Source organism: Cyclobacterium sp. 1_MG-2023 (assembly GCF_030546805.1).
Taxonomy (GTDB): domain Bacteria; phylum Bacteroidota; class Bacteroidia; order Cytophagales; family Cyclobacteriaceae; genus Cyclobacterium.
Genome location: NZ_JAUOPC010000008.1, coordinates 225,347 through 251,716, shown reverse-complemented (window position 1 = coordinate 251,716; position 26,370 = coordinate 225,347). Strand labels below are relative to the sequence as shown.

Below are 26,370 nucleotides of genomic sequence, written 5' to 3'. Positions count from 1 at the left end.
TTACCCTTTGTGATGGTACACATCCCACCCCATATAATTTTCAAATGCTTCTTTCAAAGCATCAGAAGTATGTGAGGCATTCATCACCACATGATGTTCGAAACCATTTTTACATATATAATTCATTAATCCCTGAAGGTTTGGGATTTTGGCAACGGCCCTATTTCCGAAAGTCTTTAATTCGTCATCTGTTAAAACACCATCGCCCACATAGGCTTTCATGATTCCTTTGGCGTCATCTGTTGTGATTCTTCCAAAAGTCAATGGGGAGGCAGGAGTACGCCCGTCCAATGCACCATAGGTGTTTTCAACTCCTACAGTTGTACCTAGAATTGGGGCATTGCTTATTTCAATGTCTGGTAAGAAGGATTTGGCCCAGTTTCCACAATGGAAAAGCACACATTTATCTTCATCGTCCGCATAGTTATTGTTCCAGTCTACCAAAGCACTAGGAGAACCAGAGGCCAATTGCATTGCATACATGCTGAGGGTTCCCGTCACATCTACTTCACAGGCGCTAGGGATCATGCCTTCACTAAACATACTTGAGCTGGTGCAAACATTGCAGCCATAATTTTGCTGAAGCGAAGTCCAACATTGAATGGCATTGGCATCCAGTTGATTTTCAGTCATAAAGTCATTCAATACCACATCAAGCTTAGCCATCTGAATTAAAGACTCACTTGGAGTTTTTCCGGTAGAAGCATAATTGTGAATTTTCTCCAAATGGTCTTTTACTCGCTGATGGGTATTGTCCAATTTATTGGCTTTGCCAAGTATTTCCGACAAATCGCAGGTAACCACAGAAATACCATTTTTTTGCAATATTTTTTCACTGTACCTCACCGTGTTAAAAGCAGTGGGTCTGGCGCCAATGGCTCCAATTCGAACATTTTTCATTCCTTTAACTACACGGCAAACACCCAGGAATTTTTGTAAATCTGCCTGAAAGGATGGGTCGGTAGGGTGGACCACATGTTTGGTAGTGATCGAATATTTGATACCATATTGGTAAAGGTTATTGCAAACTGAAATTTTCCCACACCAAGAATCTCTTCTGTTGGCTACATTTAGTTTATTCAGCTCATCAGGGTATCCTTGAATAAGTACCGGCACTTTAAGATCAGCAAGATGTAGAGTGTCTGCAATTCCTCGTTCATCTCCGAAATTTGGGAGTACTACTAAAACACCTGCTATATCTTCCTTATGCTTGTTGAAAAGATCAGCACATTTTCTTGCATCCGTATAGGTTTCAACACCACCAAGTTTGGTCTCATTTTCTCCAAGAATAACGGTTTTTATACCTTGTTTCTCAAGTACGTTTAAGACCTCAACCCTTGATTCTGACACAAGTTTGTCAGGGAAAAAATCTCTGTTTCCTATGATAATGCCTAAAGTAACGTTTTGATTTTTCATTGTTTTGTAAGAAATGGTACTTTTTACTTTCTGTTTCTTTAATTATTGTCTTCAGCGATGATTAATTGTATTTCGTTTTCTTTGAAGACTTCTTTGTGTTTATTTTCGACCCCTTCGTCGGTGATAATGTAATCGATAAGGGATAAAGCACCGAGGCTGGCAAAAGCACTTTTTCCAATTTTTGAAGAATCAGCTACCAGGTAGGTAATGTCTGCGGCATCAATCATGGCTTTTTTCACTACAAGATCGCTAAGGCTTGGGTAGGTAAGTCCGGATTTTAAGGATATGCCTGCAGTTGCCAGAAAGAGTTTCTGCACATTCAGTCCCTTAAAAAAGTCAGCCGCTTTTTGGCCAGTAAGTGATAAGGTAGGCGCCTTGAATTCACCTCCAGTCATGATAATGTCTATGTTTGGATTTGCTCCTAGCATCAGTGCTATATTTAGGGCATTCGTAATGACGGTTAACCCTTTGATGTTTATTATTTTTTTAGCGATCTCTGTCGTAGTAGAGCCAGAATCAAGAATGATTGTGTCTCCGGGATGTATGAATTCCAAGCATTTTTCAGCAATCATTTCTTTTTCCTTTAGATGATCTTGGTGCACTAGTGAGAAATTTCGCACCTGATCTTCGACATTTTTTAAATGTACACCACCATGATCTCTGATAACCAAACCGTTTTTTTCCAATTTCTCTAGGTCCTGCCTGATGGTGACCTCTGTGACTTTAAAGATTTTTGCCAAATCGTTTACTTTGGCAGACCCATCTTCTTTTAGTAAGGCAAGTATCTTTTCTTTTCTTTGTTTTGGTAACATGTTCTTTTGTTTGAAGCAATAGGAGATGTAATAATTTGGTATTACAAAGGAATGGTTTTGTTATGTAATCTATTGAAAACCTGTTAAATGTATAATTTTAAATTATGCCATTGTGTTTTTCACTGTTGTAAATTAAACCAAAAAAAATAAATAATAATAAAAAAAACCGTAAATATTTTTTATTATTATTTATTTTTACCTTCATTTACTTTCGTTTTAAGGTTTGAAATCTATTGATATTAATTTCTTCATCCCTTAAGTGTTTGATTATTATGATTTTTAAGGTTAAGTATTTCGGAAATAAAAAAAATATAAATGAAGTTAAAATTTGGAATCGGTTTACAATGTGTGATTTATATGGTTTTAATATCGAGCTGTAAAGCCATTGAAAATGATGTTGTTAAACCCAGGGTTTTAATTAGTTCTGATATAGGGGGGACTGATCCTGATGATTTTCAGTCCATGATACATTTATTAATGTATGCGGATCAATTTGAAATTGAGGGACTAGTAGCTTCACCTTTCGGAGATGGGCGTAAAAGCAATTTTTTGAACATAATTGATGATTATGAAAAAGATTATGCCCAGTTAGCAAGACATACAAGTGGTCTTCCGAAACCCGCTGCTTTGAGAGCGGTGGTCAAGCAGGGCGCCATTCCGGCAGCTCCTTTTCAGGGGTATTCTACTTCTACGGAAGGTTCAGATTGGATCATTAAATGCGCCAAAAAAGAAAGTGATCAGCCACTTTGGGTGCTTGTCTGGGGAGGAATAGAAGACCTTGCTCAGGCATTGTATGATGCACCTGAAATCAAAGAAAAGATCAGGGTCTATTGGATAGGTGGCCCAAATAAGAAATGGAGCATCAATGCCTATTCATATATCGCTGCCAATCATTCAGATTTATGGATGATAGAATCCAATGCAACTTATAGGGGTTGGTTTATGGATGATGGTTCTTCCGAAGCTTACAAAGCGGATGCGTATTATGACAATTTTATTCAAGGGCGAGGAGTAATGGGTAAGGATTTCATCAATTATTACAATGGAGAAATAAAAATGGGAGATACCCCTTCACTGGCTTATGTTATGAATGGAGACCCGGAAGACCCTACAGGAGAAAGTTGGGGTGGTAGCTTTGAGAAGATAGACCGCAGTTCCAGAAGTGTATTTGAAGGTGGCAGCACCAAGGCAGATACAGTGGCGGCTTATGCTACAATCGAATGGAGATTTAAAGGGCCTAAAATAATGGTTCCGGAGGATTCTGCAGTTTTTCAAATCAAAATACAAGGTCAGGTTTGGCCGGGTTATTACCTCGGAGAGGGGATTTACGGAGTAAAATATAGCTCTAAAAAGGCTGAACACGGTAAATACAAAACCAGTAGTGAAATCCCTGAACTGAATGGCTTGGAAGGAGAATATATCAGTACCATTCCTTGGCCAGGTAAACCCTCTTCAGACGATTACCAGTTAGGCTCCAACTGGTACAGTGATCGATTAGCTGAAGGATTATTTATAAAAGACCAACAAGGAGCGAAAACCATTGCTAAATTCAGAGAAACCTTTTTGGGCGACTGGGGAGAAAGATGGAAATGGTTGGAAAAATAGACGTAATAGAAGGGCTATTGCCTCTTTCAGGATTAATATTACCACAAATAAGGAAATTCAATTACAATGAAAAATAAAATTGCACTTTCAAAAACAATGGGATTGATAGGGTTAATTGCAGTTTTAGCGATTGGATCCGTAATGGGTCAGAATGATTCCAAAGATTTTCGAGACATGCGCTGGAAGGATGTTGCTGTGAAAATGCCGGAAGCCTGGTATGCTTCCAATGAAGCAAAACTTGTAGCAGAAAATGTACTGCTGACCCAAAAAGCTATTGGTGGTTGGGAAAAAAATAAGCCCTATCATCACCCAATGGATGCTGGTAAAAAAGCAGCTTACCTAAAATCTAAAGGTAAAATTGGAGCAACATTTGATAATGATGCAACCATTACCGAGTTGAGATTTCTCGCCAATGTGTATTCAAAAACCAAGGACGAACGCTACAAGCAGGCTTTTGGAAAAGGAATAAATTATATACTCAAGGCCCAATACGACAATGGGGGTTGGCCTCAGTTTTATCCGGTACGCAAAGGAAGTGTGGCGTATTCCGGGCACATCACCTTCAATGACGATGCCATGGTCAATATAATGCGTTTCTTAAAAGAATTGCTATCCGACGACCATGCTTTTCAGTCCATTCAATTGTCGGATAGTAAAAAAGCGAAAATTCAGGAAGCCTATGACAAAGGAATAGCGTGTTTTTTAAATACTCAGATTGTCGTCAAAGGGGAGCCTACCGCATGGTGTGCTCAACATGATTCGGTGACCCTTGCACCCGCAAAAGCCAGAAGTTATGAATTGCCTTCATTTAGTGGATCGGAATCTGTAGGAATAGTGCTTATGCTTATGGAAATAGAAAACCCATCCAATGAAGTCAAGGCTTCTATAAATGGAGCTGTAAAATGGTTTGAAGACCACAGTGTAGGACGATTAAGGGTAGACACTCAGACGATGCCTGATGGAAGCAAGGATAGAATTGTGGTAGAAGATATAAATGCGCCTTTACATTGGGGACGATTTTATGACCTGGAAACCGAGAAAATATATTTCTGCGATAGAGACGGTATTAAAAAGGATTCCATAACGGAGATAGGTCATGAGCGAAGAAACGGCTATAGCTGGTACACCCGCGCTCCGGAACAAATGCTGGAAAAATACCCGGAATGGAAAAAAAGAAATGGGATTAACTAAAACAATAATTGGCAATTTGTTTTTTTATGAAATGGATTTTAATCGATTCTTTAATACCAATCAAATAATTTGAGGACAATAAACACAATTAACAAGAGTACAAAAGTTCGGTTTTCCGCTTCATTTGAGCCCTTTTAAAATAAAACATTCCATGAAACATTTAATTCTTAGTGCAGTATTGCTATTGATAGGATTTAATAGCCCTGCCCAACAGCTTGCCTTTCCAACAGCCGAAGGCTACGGGAAATTTTCTAAAGGGGGACGAGGTGGTGTTGTGTTTGAAGTTACCAATTTGAATGACAGTGGTGAAGGGAGTTTAAGAGCCGCAGTAGAGGCTTCGGAGCCAAGAACAGTGGTTTTTAAAGTCTCAGGTACCATTTCTCTGGAATCTCCTTTGCGGATCAAGCATCCTTATATCACCATTGCCGGTCAGACGGCCCCTGGTGATGGGATTTGCCTTAAAAAGAATCCATTGATAATAGAGGCAGATCATGTCATTATTAGGTATTTGAGGGTTAGGTTGGGGAATGAATCAGGCGAAGATACCGATGCGGTCTCAAGCAGGTATACCAAACACATTATTCTGGATCATATTTCAGCCAGTTGGAGTGTGGATGAAACCATGTCTATTTATCATTGTGACAGCATTACTGTTCAGTGGAGCATTATTTCTGAGAGCATGTATAACTCCAATCATGTAAAAGGAGCACATGGTTTTGGAGGGATATGGGGCTCAAACTATGGGACATACCATCATAATCTCATTGCTAGTCATGGCAGTCGCAATCCGAGAATGGCATCAGGTTCTGGCTACACGGATTATAGAAACAATGTAATATACAATTGGGGGTACAACAGTTGTTATGGTGGGGAAAACCAACAAGTTGGTAATCCAAAATTTTCTTTTTCAAAGTTCAACATTGTGGCCAATTATTATAAACCAGGACCGGCCACAATTCCGGGAGAGGTTTCCTATAGGATTGCCAACCCATCCATGCGCAAGAAAACCAGTGATTTTGGCAAATGGTACATTGCTGACAATGTCATTGATGGAAATAACAAAGTGACTGCTGACAATTGGGATGGAGGAGTGCAGCCACAGGGAGGAGCCCAAAATCTTCAATTTATAAAGATGGAAGCATCATGGCCTTCCATGCCAATTCACCAGCACACAGCGGAAAAAGCCTATGAGGTAGTTCTCGAAAATGCAGGAGCTACCTTGCCCAAAAGAGATCCTGTGGATAAAAGGATAATAAAGGAAGCAAAAGAAGGGCAGGCTTCTTTTGAGGGTGAAAGCTATAAGAAAAACAAAAACCTGGCAGATAAGTCCAAGAAGTCCGGTATAATAGATTCACAAAAAGATGTAGGGGGCTGGCCAAATTTAAAAAGTGCACCAGCACCTGAGGACAAAGATCACGATGGCATGCCAGATGATTGGGAAAAGAAAAACGGTCTTGATCCTTCGAATGCGGCGGATAGAAACAATTTAGCGAATGGTTACACCATGCTAGAGAAATATTTAAATAGCATCAATTAATATTTGACCCAGAATACTATATATGCTTGATTTTAAAAGGAACAGTAATTGGATTGGCCTTTTTACGGCAATCATTTTTGCACCACTATTGCCAGTAAATGCTCAGGAAAAAGCTTTGGTAAACACCTCCATAAGCCCATTTGCCAAACAAATTTCGGTGGATATGGATGCGGTGAAATGGACGGATGGTTTTTGGGGGTATTGGGCGAATGTCAGTAAGGACACCATGGCCATGAATATGTTGCACATTTACGAGAATGATACACTTAGCCATGGTTTTCTCAATTTTGAAATAGCAGCAGGATACAAAGAAGGAAGACATAGGGGCGCTCCTTTTCATGACGGAGATTTTTATAAAACCCTTGAAGCCTTAGTGTCCGTTTATGCCAGCACAAAAGACCAAAGGTATTATGATGAGCTAGAGCGGGTCATAAAAGTGATTGCGGACGCACAGAGAGCAGATGGTTATATTCATACTTCTACAATAATAAAGCAGCGCAATAACCCTGAAGATGCGGTAGAGTTTGAAGATCGAATGAACTTTGAAACGTATAATATGGGCCATTTGATGACGGCGGCCAGCTTACATTATCGCATAACCGGGCAGACCAACTTTTTGGACATTGCGATCAAGGCAACAGATTTTCTTGTTGCCTACCATGAAAATGCAACTGCCGAACAAGCTCAAAATGCAATTTGCCCTTCCCATTATATGGGAGTGGTTGAAATGTATAGAACCACAAGAAACAAGGAATACCTCGACTTAGCAGGTAAAATGATTTATATTCGTGGAATGATAACTGATGGTACAGACCACAATCAGGATCGCATTCCATTTCGACAGCAGCGAGAAGCCGTAGGACATGCCGTTCGTGCCAATTACTTGTATGCCGGCGTAGCGGATCTTTATGCAGAAACAGGGGAGGATTCTTTGATGATGGCATTGGAAAGTATTTGGAAGGATGTGGTCACTAAAAAACTCTACATCACTGGAGCTACAGGTGCTTTGTATGATGGTGTGTCCCCAAATGGAACCACCTACAAGCCATCTATTATTCAGCAAGTCCACCAGGCTTATGGGCAGGCTTTTCAATTACCTAATATCTCAGCCTACAATGAAACCTGTGCAAATATTGGCAATGTTTTGTGGAACCACCGCATGCTTTTGGTGACTGGGGACAGCCGCTATGCAGACATATTAGAGCTGAGCTTAATCAATAGTGTATTGTCTGGTACAGATTTAGGAGGGACTAATTTTAATTATACCAACCCTTTGAGAGTGGATGAGGATTTGCCTTTTACATTTCGATGGAATAAGGTGAGGGAACCCTATATTTCTAAATCGAACTGCTGTCCTCCAAATGTCGTCAGAACGGTAGCCGAAACCCATAATTATGCTTATGCACTCTCTGATAAAGGTTTGATAGTCAATTTATATGGTAGCAATGAACTGAAAACTAATTTGCCAAATGGTTCAAGCCTAGAGTTAAGACAGGAGACAGATTATCCCTGGGATGGAAAGATAAAGCTAAGCATCAAAAAAACCGGGCAAGATCCCTTTGCCATAGATTTACGGATCCCTGCCTGGGCCAGTCAGGCTGAAATCACCGTTAATGGAGAAAAATCGAATGAAAAACCTATAGCCGGAAGTTATCTGTCCTTATCACGAAAGTGGAAAAAGGGTGATGTGATTGAATTATATCTACCCATGACTGCCCGATTGATGGAGGCCAACCCACTGGTGGAGGAAACCAGGAATCAGGTAGCCGTTGTACGAGGGCCAGTTGTTTATTGTATTGAATCTCCGGACTTGCAAGATGCCCGCATTTTTGATGTGGAGCTTCCTGCTGCCATTCAATTTACCCCTGTCAAAAAAATGGTGAAAGGTGCCTCCCTCACCTTCTTAGTGGGGCAGGCCTTGCTACAAGGAAAGTCCGATTGGGAAGGCAAATTGTACCAAGAATTAGATCAAAAAAACACATTAAAGCCCATCAATATCAGGTTGATTCCATATTTTGCCTGGGGAAATAGAGGAAAATCAGAAATGGCAGTTTGGATGCCCTTGAGGAAATGATCTTCCTAATTTTAGTAAGGGTAATATGGAAGGGTCGGTAAATAGGGATCGAGTGTATCCTTGTCATGTAAAAGTTATATTATTGACAGAATTGATTATATTGAAATCTAGATTAATTTATATTTAGAATGTCTTATGAGAAATATGCCAAGGAAGCTTCTTTTCTTTATTTACCTGATTGGTTTTCAGGCAACAGCGCAGGTTACGTTTAATGAAAAGAATTCCCTGCTGATTATAGAGGTTGAGTCGGTAGAAGGTGTAGGGGATTGGTTTCGAGAAAGTGTGAATATAGAAGGAGGTACGATCCATTACTTGTATTCCACAACTGAGCACTTCAAAGATCCCGGGAATAAGACACTAAAGTATCCTATTGAAATCAATAACCCTGGGCTCTATAAAATCATTTGGCATTCTAAGGTAGGGAAGGGAAACTCTTCAACGGATAATAATGACACTTGGCTTAGGGTGGTTGGTGCCTCAGACTTTTTCGGTAAAAAAGAAAATCATATAGTAAGGCCTCACGGAATATGTAAGGATGATTGTCCTGAAGGTGCCGGTAAAGAAGGATGGTTTAAGGTTTATAGTCACGGCACTACAGATTGGACATGGCGTACCAAAACCAGTGACAACGATCCACATGAAATTTATGTGCGCATCAATAGAAAAGGTACCTACACATTAGAGATATCAGCGAGATCTGCTCATCATTTTTTGGATCGGATTGTACTTTACGATCCTGAAAAGTATCCGGAGGAAAAAGTGACGAATTTAACTTTGCCTGAAAGCGAAAGTAGGTAATCGTTCAATTGATTATTCTTTAGCAAGGATCCATTTTTTTGATTGCGGCATTGTCTGCAAAAGAGATTCCTTAAAATTTTCTAAAGAGCTAAACTGTGTATCCTTTAAAAGCCTTTCCTCGACCGATAACTCAAACTTCTCTTTCTTAAAAATCCATGGGCTTATAATCAATCGTTCATCTTCTGTTTGCTTTATAAAAAATGTTTTTCCGTCAATTGAGGTGTTTATTTCCAGCTGCCGCTCCAAGGCTGGGGTTTCATCCTTGCATAGGATTAGAGATAATCGGTCACAAAAGCGCAAAAATTCATAATATCCCTTCGCTTTTGCATTAGTGAGGCCAAAATGCTTGAGTATTGTTTTCCGTTCCGACGCTTGCTGTTGAAAAAATGCTAAAATTCTTTTGCTCTTATTTTTGAGCGGACCATAAATAAATTCTAAATGGTAGGAGATCAATAACTTTATCCATTGAGATTTATTACCCGAAGTTCTCAAAATACGCTGCATCCTTTCCATAACTTCATCCACTCGATAACTTTCTTCAGTAAAATCCATGGGTACGCCAAGATCAGAAAGGTACTCTTTTTCATTTAAGTCAAGTTGCCTGTCATCATGCTCACTAATGGCTATTAGGGTTTCAAACCAATAAATGGGTCTATATACTTCTTTAATTTCGTTAGCAATTTTACCGGCCAACAGGCCATGTGACTCATGGAGAATTATATGAAGCCCTACTATGGATTTATTTACGATCATCAAGTTTCGTTTAATTTAAAATATGGCATCTAGATTACGCGAGCCAACACTTTGGCGATTTTTATGATGTTTCGGATTAACCTTCGAAAGGGCTTACCTATTTTCTAAGCCTTTTCAATACCATCCTTCTACCAATTTTGATGCCTAAATTCTGAAACTTTTTGAATAGGAAATCTGAAAGAAAGAATCATTTTGTCCCATATGAGGCCTATTTTCTTCATATGCTCGGGCAGGTTTCAGGTTTGATCAATTCTAGTTTGGTAAGCTTAAAACCTTGAGATATAGGCCCGTTTTACAATCGTTTGAATTTCCATTACGTTAAACCGGTCTGTAAACCATTGTTAGTTGTGGTTGGGGACGATAAAAAAGTGTTGCCGGGCTGTTTAACCTTAAATGGGTTTTTAAATCTCCTTGTTCCAAATTGCCGAATTAAGGATTTTCCATCCTGTAAAATATCAAAAGTGAAATCCAAAAAGCCTGTGATAACAATAAGGTTGGGAAAGAGGGGTGTATCATGTGGGGAAATTTTTGAACGATAAATCATAATCCAACTCGAGCACCTTGGTTTTCTTAAGCTTATTATTTACCTGCTACCTGAAAGTGAAAGATTTAATGGTATTTATAACAAATTTTGGTTAAAAGAAAGTACCTCAAATTCCATTTGGTTCTCATTGGTATAGTTTTTTGGATTCAATTGGATATGAAGCCCATTTTCGTTTACAAAAGTATTATAAACCAAGTATTTGTTTCTTTGAAATTTTGTTTCTCCTAATACTTTAAACTTGTTATCCAATACCATGATGGTAAATTCCTGGTCGTATTGGATTTCTGGATTGTTTATTTCATCTATCGTGTTTCCAAGTAGGGTAAGTCTATAGTAGACATCTCTGTATTCATCATAAATGATATTGAAATAGTGGGAGGTTGAATAATCGTAGACCACCGATTTTTTCCAGTCCATTTCCTTATCTCTGTTCAAGGACATAGGCGGAACCTCATCGAAATATTTACTTTTTATTTGATGCTTTTCAACAAGTTGATCATTTTGATAAACGTAAATGTCAGCATCGACCGGAATTGAACGAATAATAAAATTATCCTTACGGTTGATTGTTGAATAACTAAGTTCCATCATGCAATTTGCTCCCCAGTTCCCCTTGTTGTAGATGTCAGGCCTATTGTAATCTTTTGAAAAATCCCCTGTGGTTAAATCTAATTTATAGAAATTATTAAGCGCTGTATTGTCGTCAAGAAGTGCGCCCGTTCTTCCAGCTGGGATATAAAGAGTACCATTCATGAGAAACATTAAATTATCCTTCCCAGTCATAAATCCTTCCTCTATCCCTTCTCTTTCTAGGAGATAGGAATTTTTGTAAGTCCCCTTTTCATCGAATAAAAATACTTTGTTCTGCCAAGAATTTGATATAAATATTGAATCTTTGTTCGCGAAATAGAAACTTAAACCTTTTTTCCCAATCCCATTTGGACCTTGTGCTGGGAAGTGAATTTTATTCACAATAGAACCATTATCATAATCATAAAAAATGATCTCATTTGTGAATTCATTTAACATTAAATAATTGTTCAATTCAGGAACAAATTGAAAACAAGTTGATGTAGGTGCTGTCGAATCATTTAAGTGAAATATTTTCTCCGCGGAAACTACTAGTTCTAAAGGATCATCTGTTACATCATTATCAGATTTTTCACCAGTGTCATTGTTACAAGCAAAAGCGAGCAAAAGAATAGGCAATAGGAGATTGGGTATATATTTCATATTAGGATTACTATAGGACTGGCGTTAAAAGTATCGTTTTATTTATTTGGAAACAGTAGGTTTGCCAACCAACCCGAACATAATTAATTTATATTTAAATATCTGAGATTAATTTATACCCGGTTATTGAATGGCTGATGCTTATTTCGTGTAAGGCTTTATTTCACCTTAATTTCTATCTCCATTTGATTCCATATATAGTTGATTGAGTGAGATTTTCCTTCCTCGTTTTTCATGGCATCTGACCAAATAAGGTTCATTTTTTTACCGTCTTCACTGATCCATTTTGGGGATAGCTTTGGTTGGTAAGTCCTGTTGTTGGAGTCATCCACGGTCCAGTAATCCGTATAATAAAACTGCGTCCATGGGCCATAAGCATTTTCTGAGTACCAAAAACCCAAACTACCCGTTTCGGTATGCATCCAACTGTGGTAATAATCTTCATCCGAATTGCTCATGCCATGACCGCCATAGGTGCCGCCATTGACCATGATGTAAAGCCCGAGTCCTTCATTCCAAACAACAGAAGGCAACCAAGAATACCAACCAAAATAATGGTTTTTACTGCTTTTTTCAGGGAAAACATGTACTTGACCTCTATCTTCAATGTTCTTTGACCACTGAGGATTATTGTTTTCGTCATATTTGGTGAAATAATCCCATTCACTTCGAATGCCAATTTTGTCATGGGAAACTCTCGCTAGGTTCAGTTGATGGGCAGCGGCTCCTTCCGGGGAATAAATATATACGTATTCATCCTTGGCAGCAGAGTTGTCTTGCCCGTTTTGCACAAAATCGAAAAAGGAAAAAGGGTAGGCTTCCTGCGTTTGATGTGGAAGTCCATGCTCCTTTAGAGAAAACATCTCCTGTTTATTGACTACATTTCTCATGCTGTCCATTGCAGTAAGTGCAAGTTCATTTCCTTCCCTGTCTACACGGGACCAGGATTCCCCATTGTCAGTTGACTTCAAAAGTTTTACGCCAGTAAAGGGCCCTGACCAAGCGACTCCCGGAGTTTTAGATACTGCTGAATAAATAGTGCCATTTACAGCCACTATGCCATAGCCAAACCAGCTGCCTTCCTTGCCACTGAATTCAGGGTAATTAGGAAGATCTTCCCTTTCAAAGTTTTCCGGGCCTCCTTTTATTCTGTAAAGGTGGTTGTGGATTTGTGATGCGTAATTTTTTTGATCCAGCCAGTTGCCATCACACATTGAAACCACTTGCGAACCATCAGCGGTCCAGGTAATACACCAATTGTCACCACTGGCCCCCATTCTTTTCAAGGTTGCTTTATTGAAGGTAACCCCTTCCGGAACCAGTATTTTTATTTCTTCGGCGATGTTTTTTTTCTCTGTATTGTTTTTGCAGGCAAAGGCAAGCAATACTATAGGCAATAGCAGATAGGATTTAATTTTCATGAGGTGATTGCTTAGTGGGTTTGGGTAAAAGCGCTGTACTTGAAATATTATGGCATCGAATTCAGCTACCATATGGTACAGAACAATTAAATTAATGAAAATTATTTAAAAACCTGCTTTTTATTTTGAGTCCCGACTTATTGTGTAGGTTTAGTATACTCTTTAGGAATTGAAAATAAGAACCACTTATTAAGAAATTACTTACTTTTATCGTCGAAACATAAAGCCTAATCACAAGTTTAAAACCTTAAAGTATAAGCAAGTTTCATAATGGATTGAGTTTCCATGACATTGAATCGGTCTGTAAACCTTTGCCAGTTGTGGTTATGGACAATGAAAAATGTGTTGCCGGGATCAATCACCCAGATAAACCGGCTGTTAGTACCCAGTCTTTCAGTGAGATTATCGTATTGAATATTGAAATTTACCGAAACCCAAGGGGAAAAATCATAACTGCTGTTTAACCTTAAAAGGTGGGTTTTAAAATCTCCTTGTTCCAAATTGACATTACTATAGCTATACGTTGCAGTCATGTTAAGTCCGGTAAAAGGTCTAATGAACACATCTGCATCCAGTTGTACTTGTCTTCCTGTCCAAAAACCTATATTGGTAAGTGTGGCTGTACCGCCGATTTTTCTAAATGGAGCAGAGGAAGCTTCTATGGAATATCCCCTATTTTGGTAGGTACCCTCAGGAATTAAGAATATTCCATCCCGCAAAATATCAAAAGTGAAATCCAAAAATTCATAGTTGTGCAAGAAAGAGAAATTGATAAAATCGCCTGTTTCAAAACGTAGGCCCAATGCTCTGATAGCATGGTTTACAGTGGCCGGTTGCCAATCCATCAGCATCAGGTATTCAAAATCATATTCCCAACTTAATTCTCTCAAAATGGAGCTCCTTTTCATTAAAGGGCTGTAAGTGACTGTCGGTTGAAGCCTTCTGAAACCAATTCTTGGAACAAATCCAACAGCTGGATTGTAATTGACGCCAAACTCGCGATAGGAGACATGGGCCTCCCAAGGTTGGTTGGGGAAATTAAACCTGAACCCTCTGACAGATCGGTCCATATTACTGCTGCTGTCATTAAAAGATGTTGGGCTATGGCCTACAAAGAAAGCCTGAAATTGGAAGTTTTTATTGCCCAAAAATTTGGAAGTACTTAGATTAAGGTCTGCGCCTAAGGTTTCTCTCACCGGAATACTGTCTCCATCTGTGTCTCTACGGGTATAAATGGCTCCGATGGTACTTTCAGCAGAAATGTTTTGAAGGACTCTTCCTACTGTAAAGTTTTCTCCTGGGAGCTCACCTGATTCCCCCGTTCTCGTCTGGATAAAACCGATATCTGTATTTTTTATGCGGCCAATAAGTCTGGCGCCATGTTTTATAGGTATTGCCCGGCCCTCTTGTAATCCTATCCTTCGACTGAAATAGGGGTTGGGGTTACTGGAGGGGGCGAATACAAACACATTAGCCCCTTGAAGGAAAAAATCCCTTCTCTCCGGTAATACTATGGGAAACCTTGTAAGGTTAACCTGCCTGTCATCTACTTCTGCTTCGGCAAAATCAGTGTTGATTGTGATTCCTGCTTTTAAATTGGGGGTAATGTTATAATTTAATTCACCACCTGCATTAAAGGTGGTTTGCTTTTCCATTGATTTCTCAGGATCATTTCTTACCCTTGATTGAGAGGTAATGGCATAGGGTATAGCTTCTAATCCAATACCCTGATTAATGTTTGACAGGCCCCGAAGTTTTCCTGCATCCTGAGGTCTTTCGATTCCTTGATTTCTTTTATAGCCTTCCCAAAGGGTGATTTCATTTTTCCTGCGAATGGTTCTAAGAAAATTTATACCCCAAGTATCATTTTTGGGATCAAAATTTAAGGTCATAAAGGGTATGCGAATTTCGGCAGACCATCCTTTGTCATCACGGGCCACCCATACTCTCCAAATCCCATTCCAGTCCCTATTGACCTCAGCACCTTGGCCTGTTCTTAAAATGCCGTCTCCCATAAGGCCATGGGGATTGATTTCGAAATAAAAGGCTGAACGTTGGTCATTGTAGGTGTCCAGAATAAAAGCAAAGGTATCATCCGTATCAAGAACCGCATCTCGCCTTTTCTGAAAGGCTTTGATACCATCCGGATCGCTGTCATAAAACCTTGCCCCTATGTAAAGGTTATTTTCGTCAAATGCGATTTGTACAGAGGTTTGCTCGGTGGCAAGTTGCCCTTCCAGTGGTTCCTGCTGGCGGAATGCCGTTGCTGCGTTGACTTTTGACCAAAAAGATTCATCCAACCTTCCATCGAGGCTGATTTGTTCCTTTTCCGCCAAACGATAGGCCGTAATGTCTCTAGGCTGTTGGGCATAAAGGCCAGACAGCATAAAAAAACAAAAAAAGAACCCATAAAAATATTTTATTCCAGATATATTCATTTATATGTATGAAATACGTGAATATTTAGGACTTGTCAGAAGTTATTATATGGAAGGGCTGAGAATTGTGTTAATAGTTAAAGCTCTAGTTGATTTTACGGAAATATTCAACGATAATTAGTTGTTCTTACATTCTAATCCTATAAAGGATAAATATAAACCCTATCAATAGCATGTTAATCGTTATAAAAATGCCAAAAAATCTATGCTGCTTACTTTTCCTCTTATTTGGACTGAACCAGGCGGTGAATGCTCAAAATAATTGGTCCCAAAACTATAAGGTAACAAAGGGCGAGAATGGGGGTACACGCCCAAATGTGGTGGTCATCCTTGCAGATGATATGGGCTATGCGGATCTTCAGGGATACGGTGGAGTAGCCAACACTCCAAACTTGGATGCTTTGGCATCTAAAGGGGTGAAATTCACCAATTGCTATGCCGGCGCTCCCAACTGTTCCCCTTCAAGGGTTGGACTTTTGACAGGCAGGATTCCGGCACGGGCGGGCATGTATAGCTACAGGCCTCCTGGGTCTGTAATGCACCTTCCGGACAATGAAAGAACAATTGCGGAACTACTCAAACCTGCGGGATATCAGACTGCTCATTTTGGTAAATGGCATTTGAGCGTTCTTCCTCAAGATAAGGAACTCAATCAGCCACAACCAAACCAGCAGGGCTTTGATTATTCACTTGGTACGGAAAACAATGCCCAGCCTTCTCATCTCAATCCTGTCAACTTTATTAGAAATGGAAACCCAATAGGAGAGCAGAAGGGGTATTCTTGTCAATTGGTAGCAGATGAAGTAGACCTTTGGTTTGAGCAAAATTATCAAAAAGAACAGCCTTTCTTCCTCTATGTGGCTTTCCATGAGCCTCATGCTAAGGTTGCTTCACCTGATAATTTAATCGCCAATTACCCAGACTATGACAAGAAAACCGCTGAATATTTCGCCAATATTGAAAACATGGATTTGGCCGCCGGTAGGATTTTGCAAGCCTTAAAATCAAGAGGATTGGATAATAATACAATGGTCTTCTTTGCCTCGGATAACGGCCCCTATCGGATAGGTTCTCAAGGCGAACTTCGCGGATTGAAAGGGGAGGTATATGATGGGGGTATCAAGGTTCCCGGGATTTTCACCTATCCCGGTGCTTTTCCCGGGAATAGGGAAATTGACACGCCCATATGGTTTCAGGATTTACTGCCTACCATAGGTGAATTGTGCGAAGTGGCCATTCCTAAGGACAGGAAATATGATGGGATAAATTTGCTACCCTTGTTGAAAGGTGGGGCCATTCAAAGGGAAAAACCCATGCTATGGTATTTTTACCGAAGTTCACCGGAATTTGCCATGCGGAAGGGGGATTATATGTTAATAGGCAGGTCCAATGATAAAGTACCAAGAACCCATGGGGTATCGGATATAGACATGGCTTTTATAAAAAGGATTCAACCCGAGTTTTTTGAATTGTACAATGTAAGTAGTGATGCCGGCCAACAAATGGATTTGGCAGCTGCCGAACCCGAAAAACTGGAAGAAATGAAAAATGAAATGCTTGCCCTGCTGGAAGAGGTTAAAACAGAAGGTCCGGAATGGGAAGGCTTGCCAAAATACAATGAGCAAAAAGCCAACCACAATAAGCCCGGAGAGTTTAAAAGGAATCAAAAGCGATTTTTGTTGAAGGGGAATGAGTGAGTTTAGGTTTAAGTTGCCCTCACCTTTTCAATTAAATGGTATCCAAGGTAAGGGTCTAGGGCTTTCATGATTTAAACGAAAAATTACTCCCCTAAACCTTTTGCCAAATGAAAGCATTAATACCAAGTTAATTCCCATTGCAGGTAAGCTATGGTTTACCAGCTGCTGAAAGCACCCATGCCTCTATAAATTTATGAAATCCAGCCTTTGTGGTTGGAGAAGCATGTTGGAATGGTTTGTCGCTCTTCATTAGATTACCTAGTAACCTTTCCTCCATTAAAATAGAGGCGGCTTGAATGGCTACTGCTTCATCATAAGGTTTTAGGTTCTGTATCAACCGTTCAACCTTTCCTGCAGCATCTTTCCATAATTTTTCAGCATAATCGTAAGCGCTTGTTCGGGTACCATCCCCATCGACATCAATCCACACGGCACCTGATGAACCCATTACCTTTGGCTCCCAAAGTGGGCTGTCGGGCTGATAGGGTTTGGCGATTTGCCAAAAGGGCAAAGCCTTTCCCGGGCCTGAGGCAATGGCTACAAGAAAAACATCATGCGCTGGTTTTGGAAGTGTCCATGTGCCGGTCCATTTTACGCCTGGTTCACTTTCATCTTCTTTAGAGATGACTGCTTCACGAATTTTTATACCATTTGCATATAGCCTTACTGTGTCCGCATCTAGCCAACTTGGTCCTAGAACACGTACCGCTACATTAATCTCTCCGGTGTTTGGTACCAGATCACCTGATCCAGATTTGTTGTCAACAATCATCTCTGCCATCAGGCCAAAATTCACCATTACCTTCCCTTCTCGGGTATTTTGAATGGCTTCATTTATGTCTATTTTTCCCGGGTCATCACGTTGGCTTTGGATATAGGTTCTGGCTTGACCTACTAAGTACCTGCTGACATCATGTGAATCACTGGATCCTATGGGGGTTATGGAATAGCCCCTGTTCAGCAAGCCAAACCAATCTTTGTATAAACGCATGAGATCTGTTTGATGGGCTCCTGAATTAATGACCTCCATCGCATTGGCCGGAACTTTCCAGTCTTCAAGGTTAATTCCGGCATCTCCAATATGCCTTTCCTGATCAAAAGGTCTGAACCCACCATGCACATCTCGAGCATGGTTCAGTATGATAACACCCTGCGCCACAGTTTTCTTCATGTTTCGATGCAGTGCCTCCCAGTTCTCCGCTTTTATTTCCGGTATAGGTGCTTCTTCTGCAACCGGGAAAATATTAAAGTGACCGAGATGGGTGGTCACTTCATTGCCGATGACTGGGGTGAAGTAAGGGTTTACCTGCATTTCCTTGGCAGTTGGTGCCAAGTCAATATTTATATTGTGATCAGTTATGATAGGCAATTCTATTCCTTCTCCTGCAATGGTGATGGCACGTTCCTGCATGCTGGCATCACCATGTCCGGAATGGGTAAAGGTATGGATATGGGTGTCACTGCTTATCCATCCCTCAGTTGGTACTTCTCGCTTGATATAAAGCTTTTTATGGATCTGATCTCCCGGTTTTATTTCCAATTGGAGAGAATCTACACCATATTCAATTCCTCGAGTGGAATAAATGGTAAACTTCCCTGATGGGAGTCCAAAGGAGGCTTTTCCATTGCCGGTGTAGACAATGCCCGGTCTTACCGCAAGAGTTTTGGAAGAAGATGCCCCCACCGTTTGAAGGGCACCTTCAGGATTGGTAACTGTAATTCTCGCCGGGAGAAGATTCCCGCTAGATTTGTCATAAACTTCAATGTTGAGGGAAACGTCAGACAAAACTTCAGAAATAGGCTGATTAATAAGTGTTATTTGACCTATCCAAATGTCATCCGGAATTGTATCCATTTGATCAATTTGCAGCCTGTTATTTCCGAGAGTTAGTATTCCTGATGGAATGGCTAAATAGATGATCTTGTCTTTTTCATCCCTGTCTAATTTGCCCAGAACATGGCCGTTAATTTTTACCTGCCAAGCATGTTTTACGTCCTGTTGCCGAATTTGTAGGGTTTGATTACCATCCGTATTCTCTAAAGCAAATGGAATTTCCAGCCGGTCTCCCGCTGCTTTTTTAGGGAAATCCGACCATTCTTGTTGCTCACCAAAGCGCAAATGATGCATTCCTGAACTTATAATGATTTCTTGCCCATAGCTATTTTCCAATAAGAGAGAAAAAACGATCATGAAAAAACAATGCATGGTCAGTTTGAAACGGAAGGGTAAAGGGTTCAATACAATTTGGGTCATCTTTTTAAATTCAGGCTTTAGGGGTTTATTCCTAATGTGGTTATTTCTATTGCTTTACACTGTCTTCAACATAACTGTAGGACTCTTTAAGGCCTAAAATTTTCTGGGAGTTTTCACTCGGTTTTGGCCGCTTGTCTCTATCCATAAAATATTTAGCACCTATCCATTTCATTTCGCCACCGACCAGTCTTGGGTCCCCTGTTTTGGAGAGGTAAGCATTCAGCCTTTCGGAAAGCATTTCCTTGGTGTTTTGATAGTCAGCATTATAAGCCAGATTGTTCAATTGATATGGATCCTGGCGAAGGTCAAATAACTCCTCTTCAGGTCTTTTTTCAAAGGCCAAGTTAAACAATTCCTGTACTTCCTCTTTCTCCCGATACCTAAGCATATACTCTTTAGTCGGGGAAGGGTAGTGGAGCATGTGTGCATCAACATCTCCAAATAATGGAGGGTCTCCGGCAGGCCAATGTTCCGGTTCGTAATTACGGATATATAGAAAATCTTTGGTGACAATAGATCTTCCTCCATAGCCGGCGCCACCGTTTCGGACAAAGGCATGCCGTTCTCTGCCGGTTACCATAAAGTCCCTCTCAGGTTCAATTGTGCCACTTTTATCTGACTCCAAGATATTTACCAGACTTTTGGCTGTCATTTCTTTGGGGATTTGAAGGCCTGCCAATTCAAGAAAAGTAGGAGCCAAATCACTGAGGTTAATAAAATCATTGATTACCCGCGCACCAGATGACCTTTCCGGCATGGAAATCACCATAGGTATTTTGGTTCCAAAAGTGTAAAGGTTGGCCAATCCCCGAGGCATTTGCCAACCATTGTCACTACAAACAATGATGATGGTATTCTCCATTTCGCCGGAAGCCTTTAAGGTCTCCAAAAATTCTCCTACTTCACTGTCGAAACTTTGAATTTCAGCATAATAATCAGCCATGTCCATTCTAACGGAATCGTTGTCAGGTAAATAGGTAGGGACTTCAATGGCTGACAAGTCAATAGTACCTTTCGTTGCATTGTCAGCATAGGGCCGGTGGGGGTTTCTGGAGCTGAACCAATAGGTGAAAGGTTGCTCTTCCTCTCTTTGATCCAAAAAATCCTGAAAGCGGTCAAATTTATTGCCTGCCGGATTACGCTCCCATCCCCCTGCTTCATAATTCCCGGGTCCCCAACCTTTGCCTTGGTGACCAACCAAATAGCCCGATTCTTCGAGCAAATCGGTATATACTTGGAAGTCAGACGAAATGGTTCCCCAAAGATTCGCTCCCTCTCCCAGCTTCCAAATATCCATCCCTGTAAGCATGGATGCTCGAGCAGGTGTGCAGGAAGGAGCGGCACAATAAGCGTTGGTAAATCTAAGGCCGCGTTTAGCCAAACTGTCTATGTATGGTGTTTTTACTACCGGATCTCCATAACAGCCCAAGTGGTTCCAGGAATGATTGTCAGACATAAGGAGAAGAATATTAGGTTTTTCCCTTATGTCTTCGGGCTTTTCACTACAACTTCCAAGGAAAAATGTTCCCAAAATCAGTCCGTAGAAAATATAAGTTAAGGAGGGTGTCTTGAAAACTTTGTCGTTCATTCTGTAGGATTTTGTATGAGATTTGGATTTAAAGCCAATTCAGTTTCAGGAATTAAATGGACAATGCTATTGGAGGTGGGCTGTACCAATAAAGGTCCTGACCAACCAAAGGGTTGTACAGAACTTCTGTCCAAAGGCCTGTTGTTTCTAAATACATCCATGGCACGATGGCCTTCCCAAGCCAGTTCCAGACGTCGCTCATCCAAGACCACATCCAGTACAGTTTCGTACCCTTTGAGGTCATTTGTGTCAAACAATTGTTCTCCCGACAATCCGGCCCGCTCTCTAATGATATTGACCATTTCAATGGCCTCGGTTTCCTTTCCCGATGTTTTTGCATAGGCCTCCGCTTTGATCAAGTACATTTCTGCCAAGCGCATGACGATGGGGGATGAAAGCATTTGAACTCCACCTTCCATGGTGTATTTGTTTATAAAGTATTGAGACAAACCATCTCTTTTTTGCAGAAGGAAGCCAACATCTTCCGTAGGATCAGGTATTTTGTTTCCTTCCTCATCATAAATATAATCAGGATCAATGAACTTGACCCTTTCGTCATTCGGGTTTTGGTAAATTAAATTCCTATAGGTTTTTGAAGCGAACATTTCCCCCCATCCACCTTGTCCATGGTATAAAGAGCCAATGGATCCTTTGCCCATGTTCTCTGTTTCCAAGAGTTTGATAGCAAATATAGTCTCCGGATTATTTTCCGGTAATAAGGTAAAATAACTTCCAAATTGAGAGGTTTCAAGCAGACTGTATTTCCCTGAATTAATCACCTTGTCGGCGTATTCAATGGCTTTCTCATTTTGCTCCATGTACAGGTATAATCGAGCGAGCATACCCCAAGCCACTTCTTTGGAGGCAAAGATGGAGGGTTTGCTAATGCTCATCAGGTCGGCTGCCCTTAAAAAGTCACTTTCAATGAATTCATAAGTTTCTTTAACAGTACTTCTCGGAGGCAAGGCAGATACATCTGTATTGTCTCTAATCATTACACCCAAGTTGGTTTCGGGGTTTTGAGAATAGGGCCTGCCAAACATTCGAACTAGGTCAAAATGCATAAAAGCCCTTAAGAAAATATTCTCTCCTTTTAATTGGAGATTTTCTTCATCTGCATTGTCGTCTATGGCCTCAATGACCTTGTTTGCTGAAAAGATACCATAATAAGCTTCCTGCCAAAACTGGGTGGAAACGGAAGAATTAACAATGTGCTGGTAACTGTAGGTTAACATTCTATTGTCTCCACTGTTTTTTACCCACACTGCATCATCCCCCGGAAACTCTTGGGCTGCTTGCCGGTTTCTCACATACCGCATTTCTCTCAATCGGCTATAGGTACCTATGGTGATGTTGGATAGTAATTCAGGTGATTCTGAAACCTGTTGGTCTGACAATTGGTCAATTGGGAAATATTCAAGGTCGTCACAACCACTCAAATATCCCATGAAAACAGTGAGTAAAAAGATATTTATGTACTTTTTCATTTTATGGCTATTAAAATTCTTAAAGATCAAAACTGATACCTAGAAGTATTTTTCTGGTAGGAGAAAACCTTGCACTATTGGCAGATTGTGCGATTACAGGATTTTCCATATTCACATCAGGGTCGCCACCACTAAACTTGGTGAATACAGCCAGGTTGTCCAGGCTCATATAAATTCGCATACCGGTGAATTTGTAAACCTTTTGTGGAAAGGCATAATCTAATCTCACATTTTGGATCCGGAAATAACTTCCGTCTTCTAAATACCTGGAGGAGGTTCCATTGGAAGCACTTCCACCACTTAATAATTTTGGGTGTGTGGCGATATCTCCGGGGTTTTCCCATCTCACCCAGTCTTTCTGAAGTTTCATTTGGTTTTGATTGGTGCTGTTGTTATCCGAATCTATGCGTTCTCTGTGAGAGAAATAGATACTTTGTCCAACAGCATAATTGGCCAAAACACTTAAAGAAAAATTCTTATAATAAAAATCGTTCCTAATCCCTCCTGTAAAATCCGGATAAGCTGAACTTACAAAAAGGTTGCTTGCTGCATTATAGGTATTGGTAGTGCTAATGTTTGCCGGTTCAACTTTATCTGCCCCATGAATTAAATTGCCTTCAGCATCTTCCCACCTGATCCAAAGAGGATCACCTGTTTGGGGGTCTGCTCCAGCCCATTCTTTCATGTAGAAATACCGCATCGGTAAGCCTTCTCGGATCCTCATCTGCCCACTTGCAATGTCTTCACCTTGATTCAAGGCCAAAACTTTGTTTCTGTTGATGTTTACATTGAAATTGGTTTCCCACCTGAAAGCACCCTCCATGTTTACAGTGCTGATATTAAAATCCAACCCACGATTTCTAACGGATCCAACATTCCTTTGCTGACTTGAAAAACCACTACTAGCAGAAAGGGGTACGCTTTGCAATAAATTTTTATTTACCCTATTGTAATAATCGACTTCAATATTGATTCGATTGAATATGGAAAATTCAACCCCAATATTGGTTGTGTAGGCCATTTCCCAGGTTAAATCCGGGTTTTCTCGTCTTGCAGGCCGCGCTCCTGATAACCTATTGTAAGTACTATTGGTGGTGAAACTATATGTGCCTAGGGATAAGTAGGGGGCAATGTTGGCATTTCCTGTTGTGCCATAGCTAGTCCTGATCTTTAATAAATCTATCCAAGTGGCATCTTTTAAGAAGTATTCCCTGTTAACATTCCAAGAAGCACCAACCGAATAAAAAGTAGCCCACCTATTGTTGGCACCAAACCTAGAGGAGGCATCCCGTCTAACAGAACTGACCAAAAAATATTTCCCTTGGTAATTGTAATCGACCTGTCCAAAATAGGATAAAAAACCTGTTTCCGTATTGTTTCCGGAGATAGATTTTGGACTTCCGGCAGCACTTAGCGCGCTTAGTCCTCCGGCTAAATCCATCCCAACAGCTCCTGTAAAAGAAGAGCTGAGATAATTGTATTCCTGACCTAGAATTCCTGCCAAACTGTGGTCACCGATGCGGTGTTCCAAGTTTAAAAGGTTTGAGGTAAGAAATGATTGGTCATAAGAATAGGTCTGGCTAATTCTTCCATTCTCAAAACTCGCCAATTGATGGTCTTTATCCAGCAACTGGGTCCAATCTGTACCGGTTAATCCGACCCTGTTAGTGGTAGAAAATCGCATCCAATCCGTGATTTGAGCGTCAAGTTGAAGGTCGATTCCAAATCGCATGTTTTTGGTAATGTCTCTTTGGTGGCCTTTGTTGTAGAAATAATTGGATTTGGCATTTCCTATCCAGATATTTCCCGATTCCAATGGATTGTATGGAGTGACTCCATCGGTTTCAAAAGCAGGATCCCATGGTAAATTATTGTACAACTGTGTCATGGTTCCTTCCTGTCCGCTGAGAGGTTCATTTGGGGCTCTGTTTGCGCCGGCGTTGATTCTGGTTTGTAGGGTAAATCTGTCCGAAATCTGGTGTTTTAGGTTGGCACGGAGATCCAAATTTTGGTATTCAGTTCCTAAGACCGTCCCAAGTTCATTGTAATAATTTCCACTAACGTAAAAGGTGGTTTTATCAGAGCCACCGGAAACAGAAAGCTGGTGTTGGTTAACATGTCCGGTTCTGGTAAGTAGGGATTGCCAGTCTGTATCGGAAGCCAATAAGGAAGAGGGTAGGACATTGTTAAGGTATTGGTCAAAGGTTTGGTTGGTATAGGTCGGAACACCTGCTGCCACCTGAGCATTAAAAAAATTCCTAAATCCTTGCTCTTGTCTGTCATACAATTCCGCGGAATTCATCATTTCTAAATTGCCATTCCTGAATTGACTTATTCCTGCTGACCCACTATAGCTTACTTTGGTTTCACCACTTTTTCCCTTTTTGGTTGTAATGATGATTACTCCATTTGCTGCACGTGAACCATAAAGTCCTGTAGCGGCAGCGTCCTTTAGTACTGTAATTGTGGCGATATCCATAGGGTTAGCAGATCCGCCAATTACACCATCTACCACATATAAAGGCCCATAGCCGGCACCTATAGAGCCAACACCTCTGATAACTATATTAGTGGCACTTCCCGGTCGGCCTTCAGTATTTGACACGGTCAGTCCGGCAACTTTTCCTTGAAGCATTGTTCCCAAGTTATTGGAGATTACCCCATTTTTCAAATCCTCTTCACCAACGATGGCAACTGATGAAGATAGCTCTGATTGGCGCTTGGCGCTGTAGCCGACGACTACCACCTCATCCAGGGAAGAAATGTCTTCATTCAGGGTTACATTGATGATACTTTGATCTCCAACCGGGATGCTTTGGGTTTCAAAGCCAATAAAAGAAAAGACCAGTATTGAGCCTTCTGGAACGGAAAGACTGTATTTTCCTTCCAGGTCTGTTGCCGTGCCTATTCCTGCTCTAGCAACAGAAACCGTTACTCCGGGAATGGGTTCCCCTGCCTGATCCAGGACGGTACCGGATACAGAAACGTCCACCACTTTAGCTATAGGCCTAACATTTTCGTTTTCCGGAAAAACATGCGGTTGAATAAATTTGCCCCTATTCGAATTAGGGGCTTTTTTGTTGTTTCCTAAAGCTGGGATATAGCATGAGAGGAATACAAAAGTCACTATTCCAGTCAAAAGCTGCCTAATAAGCCTTTGATGGTAATGTATGTTTGGCGTCATTTTTTTGGGTTTATAATTTAATTATTAATTGAAATCTTTTCAGATTAAGCAATAATATAAAATTTTAAATTTAATTTATGATTAAAAATAATACTATATTTTTAAAATTTTATTATGATAATGTTTAATGTAAATTGTGAATACAAAATGTGTCTCAGTATGAATTTATGTCCTATGATTTTGATTTGACTTTAAATTTCTGGCTGATGGGCAATGGATTTGTACATTAATGTATTTCACTATTTAAATTAATAACTGAAATTGTATGAGGGAGGAAGTCTATCCAACAATTTTAAATGATTAAACCATAAAATCATTTTATCTAAGAAGTGCTAGGG

General features: G+C 40.4%; 16 protein-coding genes. 6 read left to right on the top strand and 10 right to left on the bottom strand.

What is annotated here, in order from left to right:
* Both Q4534_RS14595 and Q4534_RS14590 read right to left on the bottom strand, forming a co-directional pair.
* Window positions 1-1,416 (bottom strand): L-fucose/L-arabinose isomerase family protein, encoded by a 1,416-nt coding sequence (locus tag Q4534_RS14595; RefSeq protein ID WP_303613886.1) that lies wholly within the window; start codon window positions 1,414-1,416, stop codon window positions 1-3.
* 38 nt (window positions 1,417-1,454) lie between these two features.
* A complete protein-coding gene (locus Q4534_RS14590) occupies window positions 1,455-2,228 on the bottom strand; it encodes a DeoR/GlpR family DNA-binding transcription regulator (protein ID WP_303613885.1) in 774 nt (257 codons plus the stop codon).
* A 315-nt stretch (window positions 2,229-2,543) separates the two neighbouring features.
* Here Q4534_RS14590 and Q4534_RS14585 point away from each other — a divergent pair, with 315 nt between their 5' ends.
* From Q4534_RS14585 to Q4534_RS14565, 5 genes are all read left to right on the top strand, one after another.
* Window positions 2,544-3,833: a nucleoside hydrolase-like domain-containing protein gene (locus tag Q4534_RS14585; protein WP_303613884.1), complete on the top strand. Its 1,290-nt coding sequence runs from the start codon at window positions 2,544-2,546 to the stop codon at window positions 3,831-3,833.
* A 66-nt stretch (window positions 3,834-3,899) separates the two neighbouring features.
* Complete coding sequence (gene pelA / locus Q4534_RS14580) at window positions 3,900-5,024, top strand: pectate lyase (RefSeq protein ID WP_303613883.1); 1,125 nt, start codon at window positions 3,900-3,902, stop codon at window positions 5,022-5,024.
* A 151-nt stretch (window positions 5,025-5,175) separates the two neighbouring features.
* Window positions 5,176-6,561, top strand: coding sequence for a polysaccharide lyase family 1 protein (locus Q4534_RS14575; RefSeq protein ID WP_303613882.1), 1,386 nt, complete (start codon window positions 5,176-5,178; stop codon window positions 6,559-6,561).
* 22 nt (window positions 6,562-6,583) lie between these two features.
* Window positions 6,584-8,635, top strand: coding sequence for a glycoside hydrolase family 127 protein (locus Q4534_RS14570; RefSeq protein WP_303613881.1), 2,052 nt, complete (start codon window positions 6,584-6,586; stop codon window positions 8,633-8,635).
* A 144-nt stretch (window positions 8,636-8,779) separates the two neighbouring features.
* Complete coding sequence (locus tag Q4534_RS14565) at window positions 8,780-9,433, top strand: hypothetical protein (RefSeq protein WP_303613880.1); 654 nt, start codon at window positions 8,780-8,782, stop codon at window positions 9,431-9,433.
* A gap of 12 nt (window positions 9,434-9,445) precedes the next feature.
* Here Q4534_RS14565 and Q4534_RS14560 read toward each other — a convergent pair whose 3' ends face one another.
* The 4 genes from Q4534_RS14560 to Q4534_RS14545 all read right to left on the bottom strand — a co-directional run bounded on the left by Q4534_RS14560 (window position 9,446) and on the right by Q4534_RS14545 (window position 15,771).
* Window positions 9,446-10,186 (bottom strand): DUF3891 family protein, encoded by a 741-nt coding sequence (locus tag Q4534_RS14560; protein WP_303613879.1) that lies wholly within the window; start codon window positions 10,184-10,186, stop codon window positions 9,446-9,448.
* 619 nt (window positions 10,187-10,805) lie between these two features.
* Window positions 10,806-11,963, bottom strand: coding sequence for a DUF4221 family protein (locus Q4534_RS14555; RefSeq protein ID WP_303613878.1), 1,158 nt, complete (start codon window positions 11,961-11,963; stop codon window positions 10,806-10,808).
* A 158-nt stretch (window positions 11,964-12,121) separates the two neighbouring features.
* On the bottom strand, window positions 12,122-13,384 hold the full coding sequence (locus Q4534_RS14550) for a hypothetical protein (RefSeq protein WP_303613877.1): 1,263 nt from the start codon (window positions 13,382-13,384) through the stop codon (window positions 12,122-12,124).
* 239 nt (window positions 13,385-13,623) lie between these two features.
* The gene (locus Q4534_RS14545; protein ID WP_303613876.1) at window positions 13,624-15,771 is read right to left on the bottom strand and encodes a carbohydrate binding family 9 domain-containing protein; all 2,148 of its coding nucleotides are present in this window, start codon (window positions 15,769-15,771) and stop codon (window positions 13,624-13,626) included.
* A 242-nt stretch (window positions 15,772-16,013) separates the two neighbouring features.
* Between Q4534_RS14545 and Q4534_RS14540 the strand changes: the two genes are divergently transcribed.
* Window positions 16,014-17,519, top strand: coding sequence for a sulfatase-like hydrolase/transferase (locus Q4534_RS14540; RefSeq protein WP_303613875.1), 1,506 nt, complete (start codon window positions 16,014-16,016; stop codon window positions 17,517-17,519).
* Between the two features lie 148 nt (window positions 17,520-17,667).
* Here Q4534_RS14540 and Q4534_RS14535 read toward each other — a convergent pair whose 3' ends face one another.
* The 4 genes from Q4534_RS14535 to Q4534_RS14520 all read right to left on the bottom strand — a co-directional run bounded on the left by Q4534_RS14535 (window position 17,668) and on the right by Q4534_RS14520 (window position 26,032).
* Window positions 17,668-19,725 (bottom strand): CehA/McbA family metallohydrolase, encoded by a 2,058-nt coding sequence (locus Q4534_RS14535; protein WP_303613874.1) that lies wholly within the window; start codon window positions 19,723-19,725, stop codon window positions 17,668-17,670.
* Window positions 19,726-19,819: 94 nt separating this feature from the next.
* The gene (locus tag Q4534_RS14530; RefSeq protein ID WP_303613873.1) at window positions 19,820-21,361 is read right to left on the bottom strand and encodes a sulfatase-like hydrolase/transferase; all 1,542 of its coding nucleotides are present in this window, start codon (window positions 21,359-21,361) and stop codon (window positions 19,820-19,822) included.
* Entirely contained in the window at window positions 21,358-22,848 is a 1,491-nt protein-coding gene (locus Q4534_RS14525) for a RagB/SusD family nutrient uptake outer membrane protein (RefSeq protein WP_303613872.1), read from the bottom strand. The genes Q4534_RS14530 and Q4534_RS14525 overlap by 4 nt, the downstream gene beginning before the upstream one ends.
* A 19-nt stretch (window positions 22,849-22,867) precedes the next feature.
* Complete coding sequence (locus Q4534_RS14520) at window positions 22,868-26,032, bottom strand: TonB-dependent receptor (RefSeq protein ID WP_303613871.1); 3,165 nt, start codon at window positions 26,030-26,032, stop codon at window positions 22,868-22,870.
* Window positions 26,033-26,370: the final 338 nt, after the last annotated feature.

Bases quoted from the DNA above. Each gene is read 5' to 3' on its own strand.
- Q4534_RS14595 (WP_303613886.1), bottom strand. From the start codon at position 1,416: ATGAAAAATCAAAACGTTACTTTAGGCATTATCATAGGAAACAGAGAT.
- Q4534_RS14550 (WP_303613877.1), bottom strand. From the start codon at position 13,384: ATGAAAATTAAATCCTATCTGCTATTGCCTATAGTATTGCTTGCCTTT.
- Q4534_RS14540 (WP_303613875.1), top strand. From the start codon at position 16,014: ATGCCAAAAAATCTATGCTGCTTACTTTTCCTCTTATTTGGACTGAAC.
- Q4534_RS14570 (WP_303613881.1), top strand. From the start codon at position 6,584: ATGCTTGATTTTAAAAGGAACAGTAATTGGATTGGCCTTTTTACGGCA.
- Q4534_RS14525 (WP_303613872.1), bottom strand. From the start codon at position 22,848: ATGAAAAAGTACATAAATATCTTTTTACTCACTGTTTTCATGGGATAT.
- Q4534_RS14535 (WP_303613874.1), bottom strand. From the start codon at position 19,725: ATGCATTGTTTTTTCATGATCGTTTTTTCTCTCTTATTGGAAAATAGC.
- Q4534_RS14575 (WP_303613882.1), top strand. From the start codon at position 5,176: ATGAAACATTTAATTCTTAGTGCAGTATTGCTATTGATAGGATTTAAT.
- Q4534_RS14590 (WP_303613885.1), bottom strand. From the start codon at position 2,228: ATGTTACCAAAACAAAGAAAAGAAAAGATACTTGCCTTACTAAAAGAA.
- Q4534_RS14555 (WP_303613878.1), bottom strand. From the start codon at position 11,963: ATGAAATATATACCCAATCTCCTATTGCCTATTCTTTTGCTCGCTTTT.
- pelA (WP_303613883.1), top strand. From the start codon at position 3,900: ATGAAAAATAAAATTGCACTTTCAAAAACAATGGGATTGATAGGGTTA.
- Q4534_RS14565 (WP_303613880.1), top strand. From the start codon at position 8,780: ATGCCAAGGAAGCTTCTTTTCTTTATTTACCTGATTGGTTTTCAGGCA.
- Q4534_RS14585 (WP_303613884.1), top strand. From the start codon at position 2,544: ATGAAGTTAAAATTTGGAATCGGTTTACAATGTGTGATTTATATGGTT.
- Q4534_RS14530 (WP_303613873.1), bottom strand. From the start codon at position 21,361: ATGAACGACAAAGTTTTCAAGACACCCTCCTTAACTTATATTTTCTAC.
- Q4534_RS14545 (WP_303613876.1), bottom strand. From the start codon at position 15,771: ATGCTGTCTGGCCTTTATGCCCAACAGCCTAGAGACATTACGGCCTAT.
- Q4534_RS14520 (WP_303613871.1), bottom strand. From the start codon at position 26,032: ATGACGCCAAACATACATTACCATCAAAGGCTTATTAGGCAGCTTTTG.
- Q4534_RS14560 (WP_303613879.1), bottom strand. From the start codon at position 10,186: ATGATCGTAAATAAATCCATAGTAGGGCTTCATATAATTCTCCATGAG.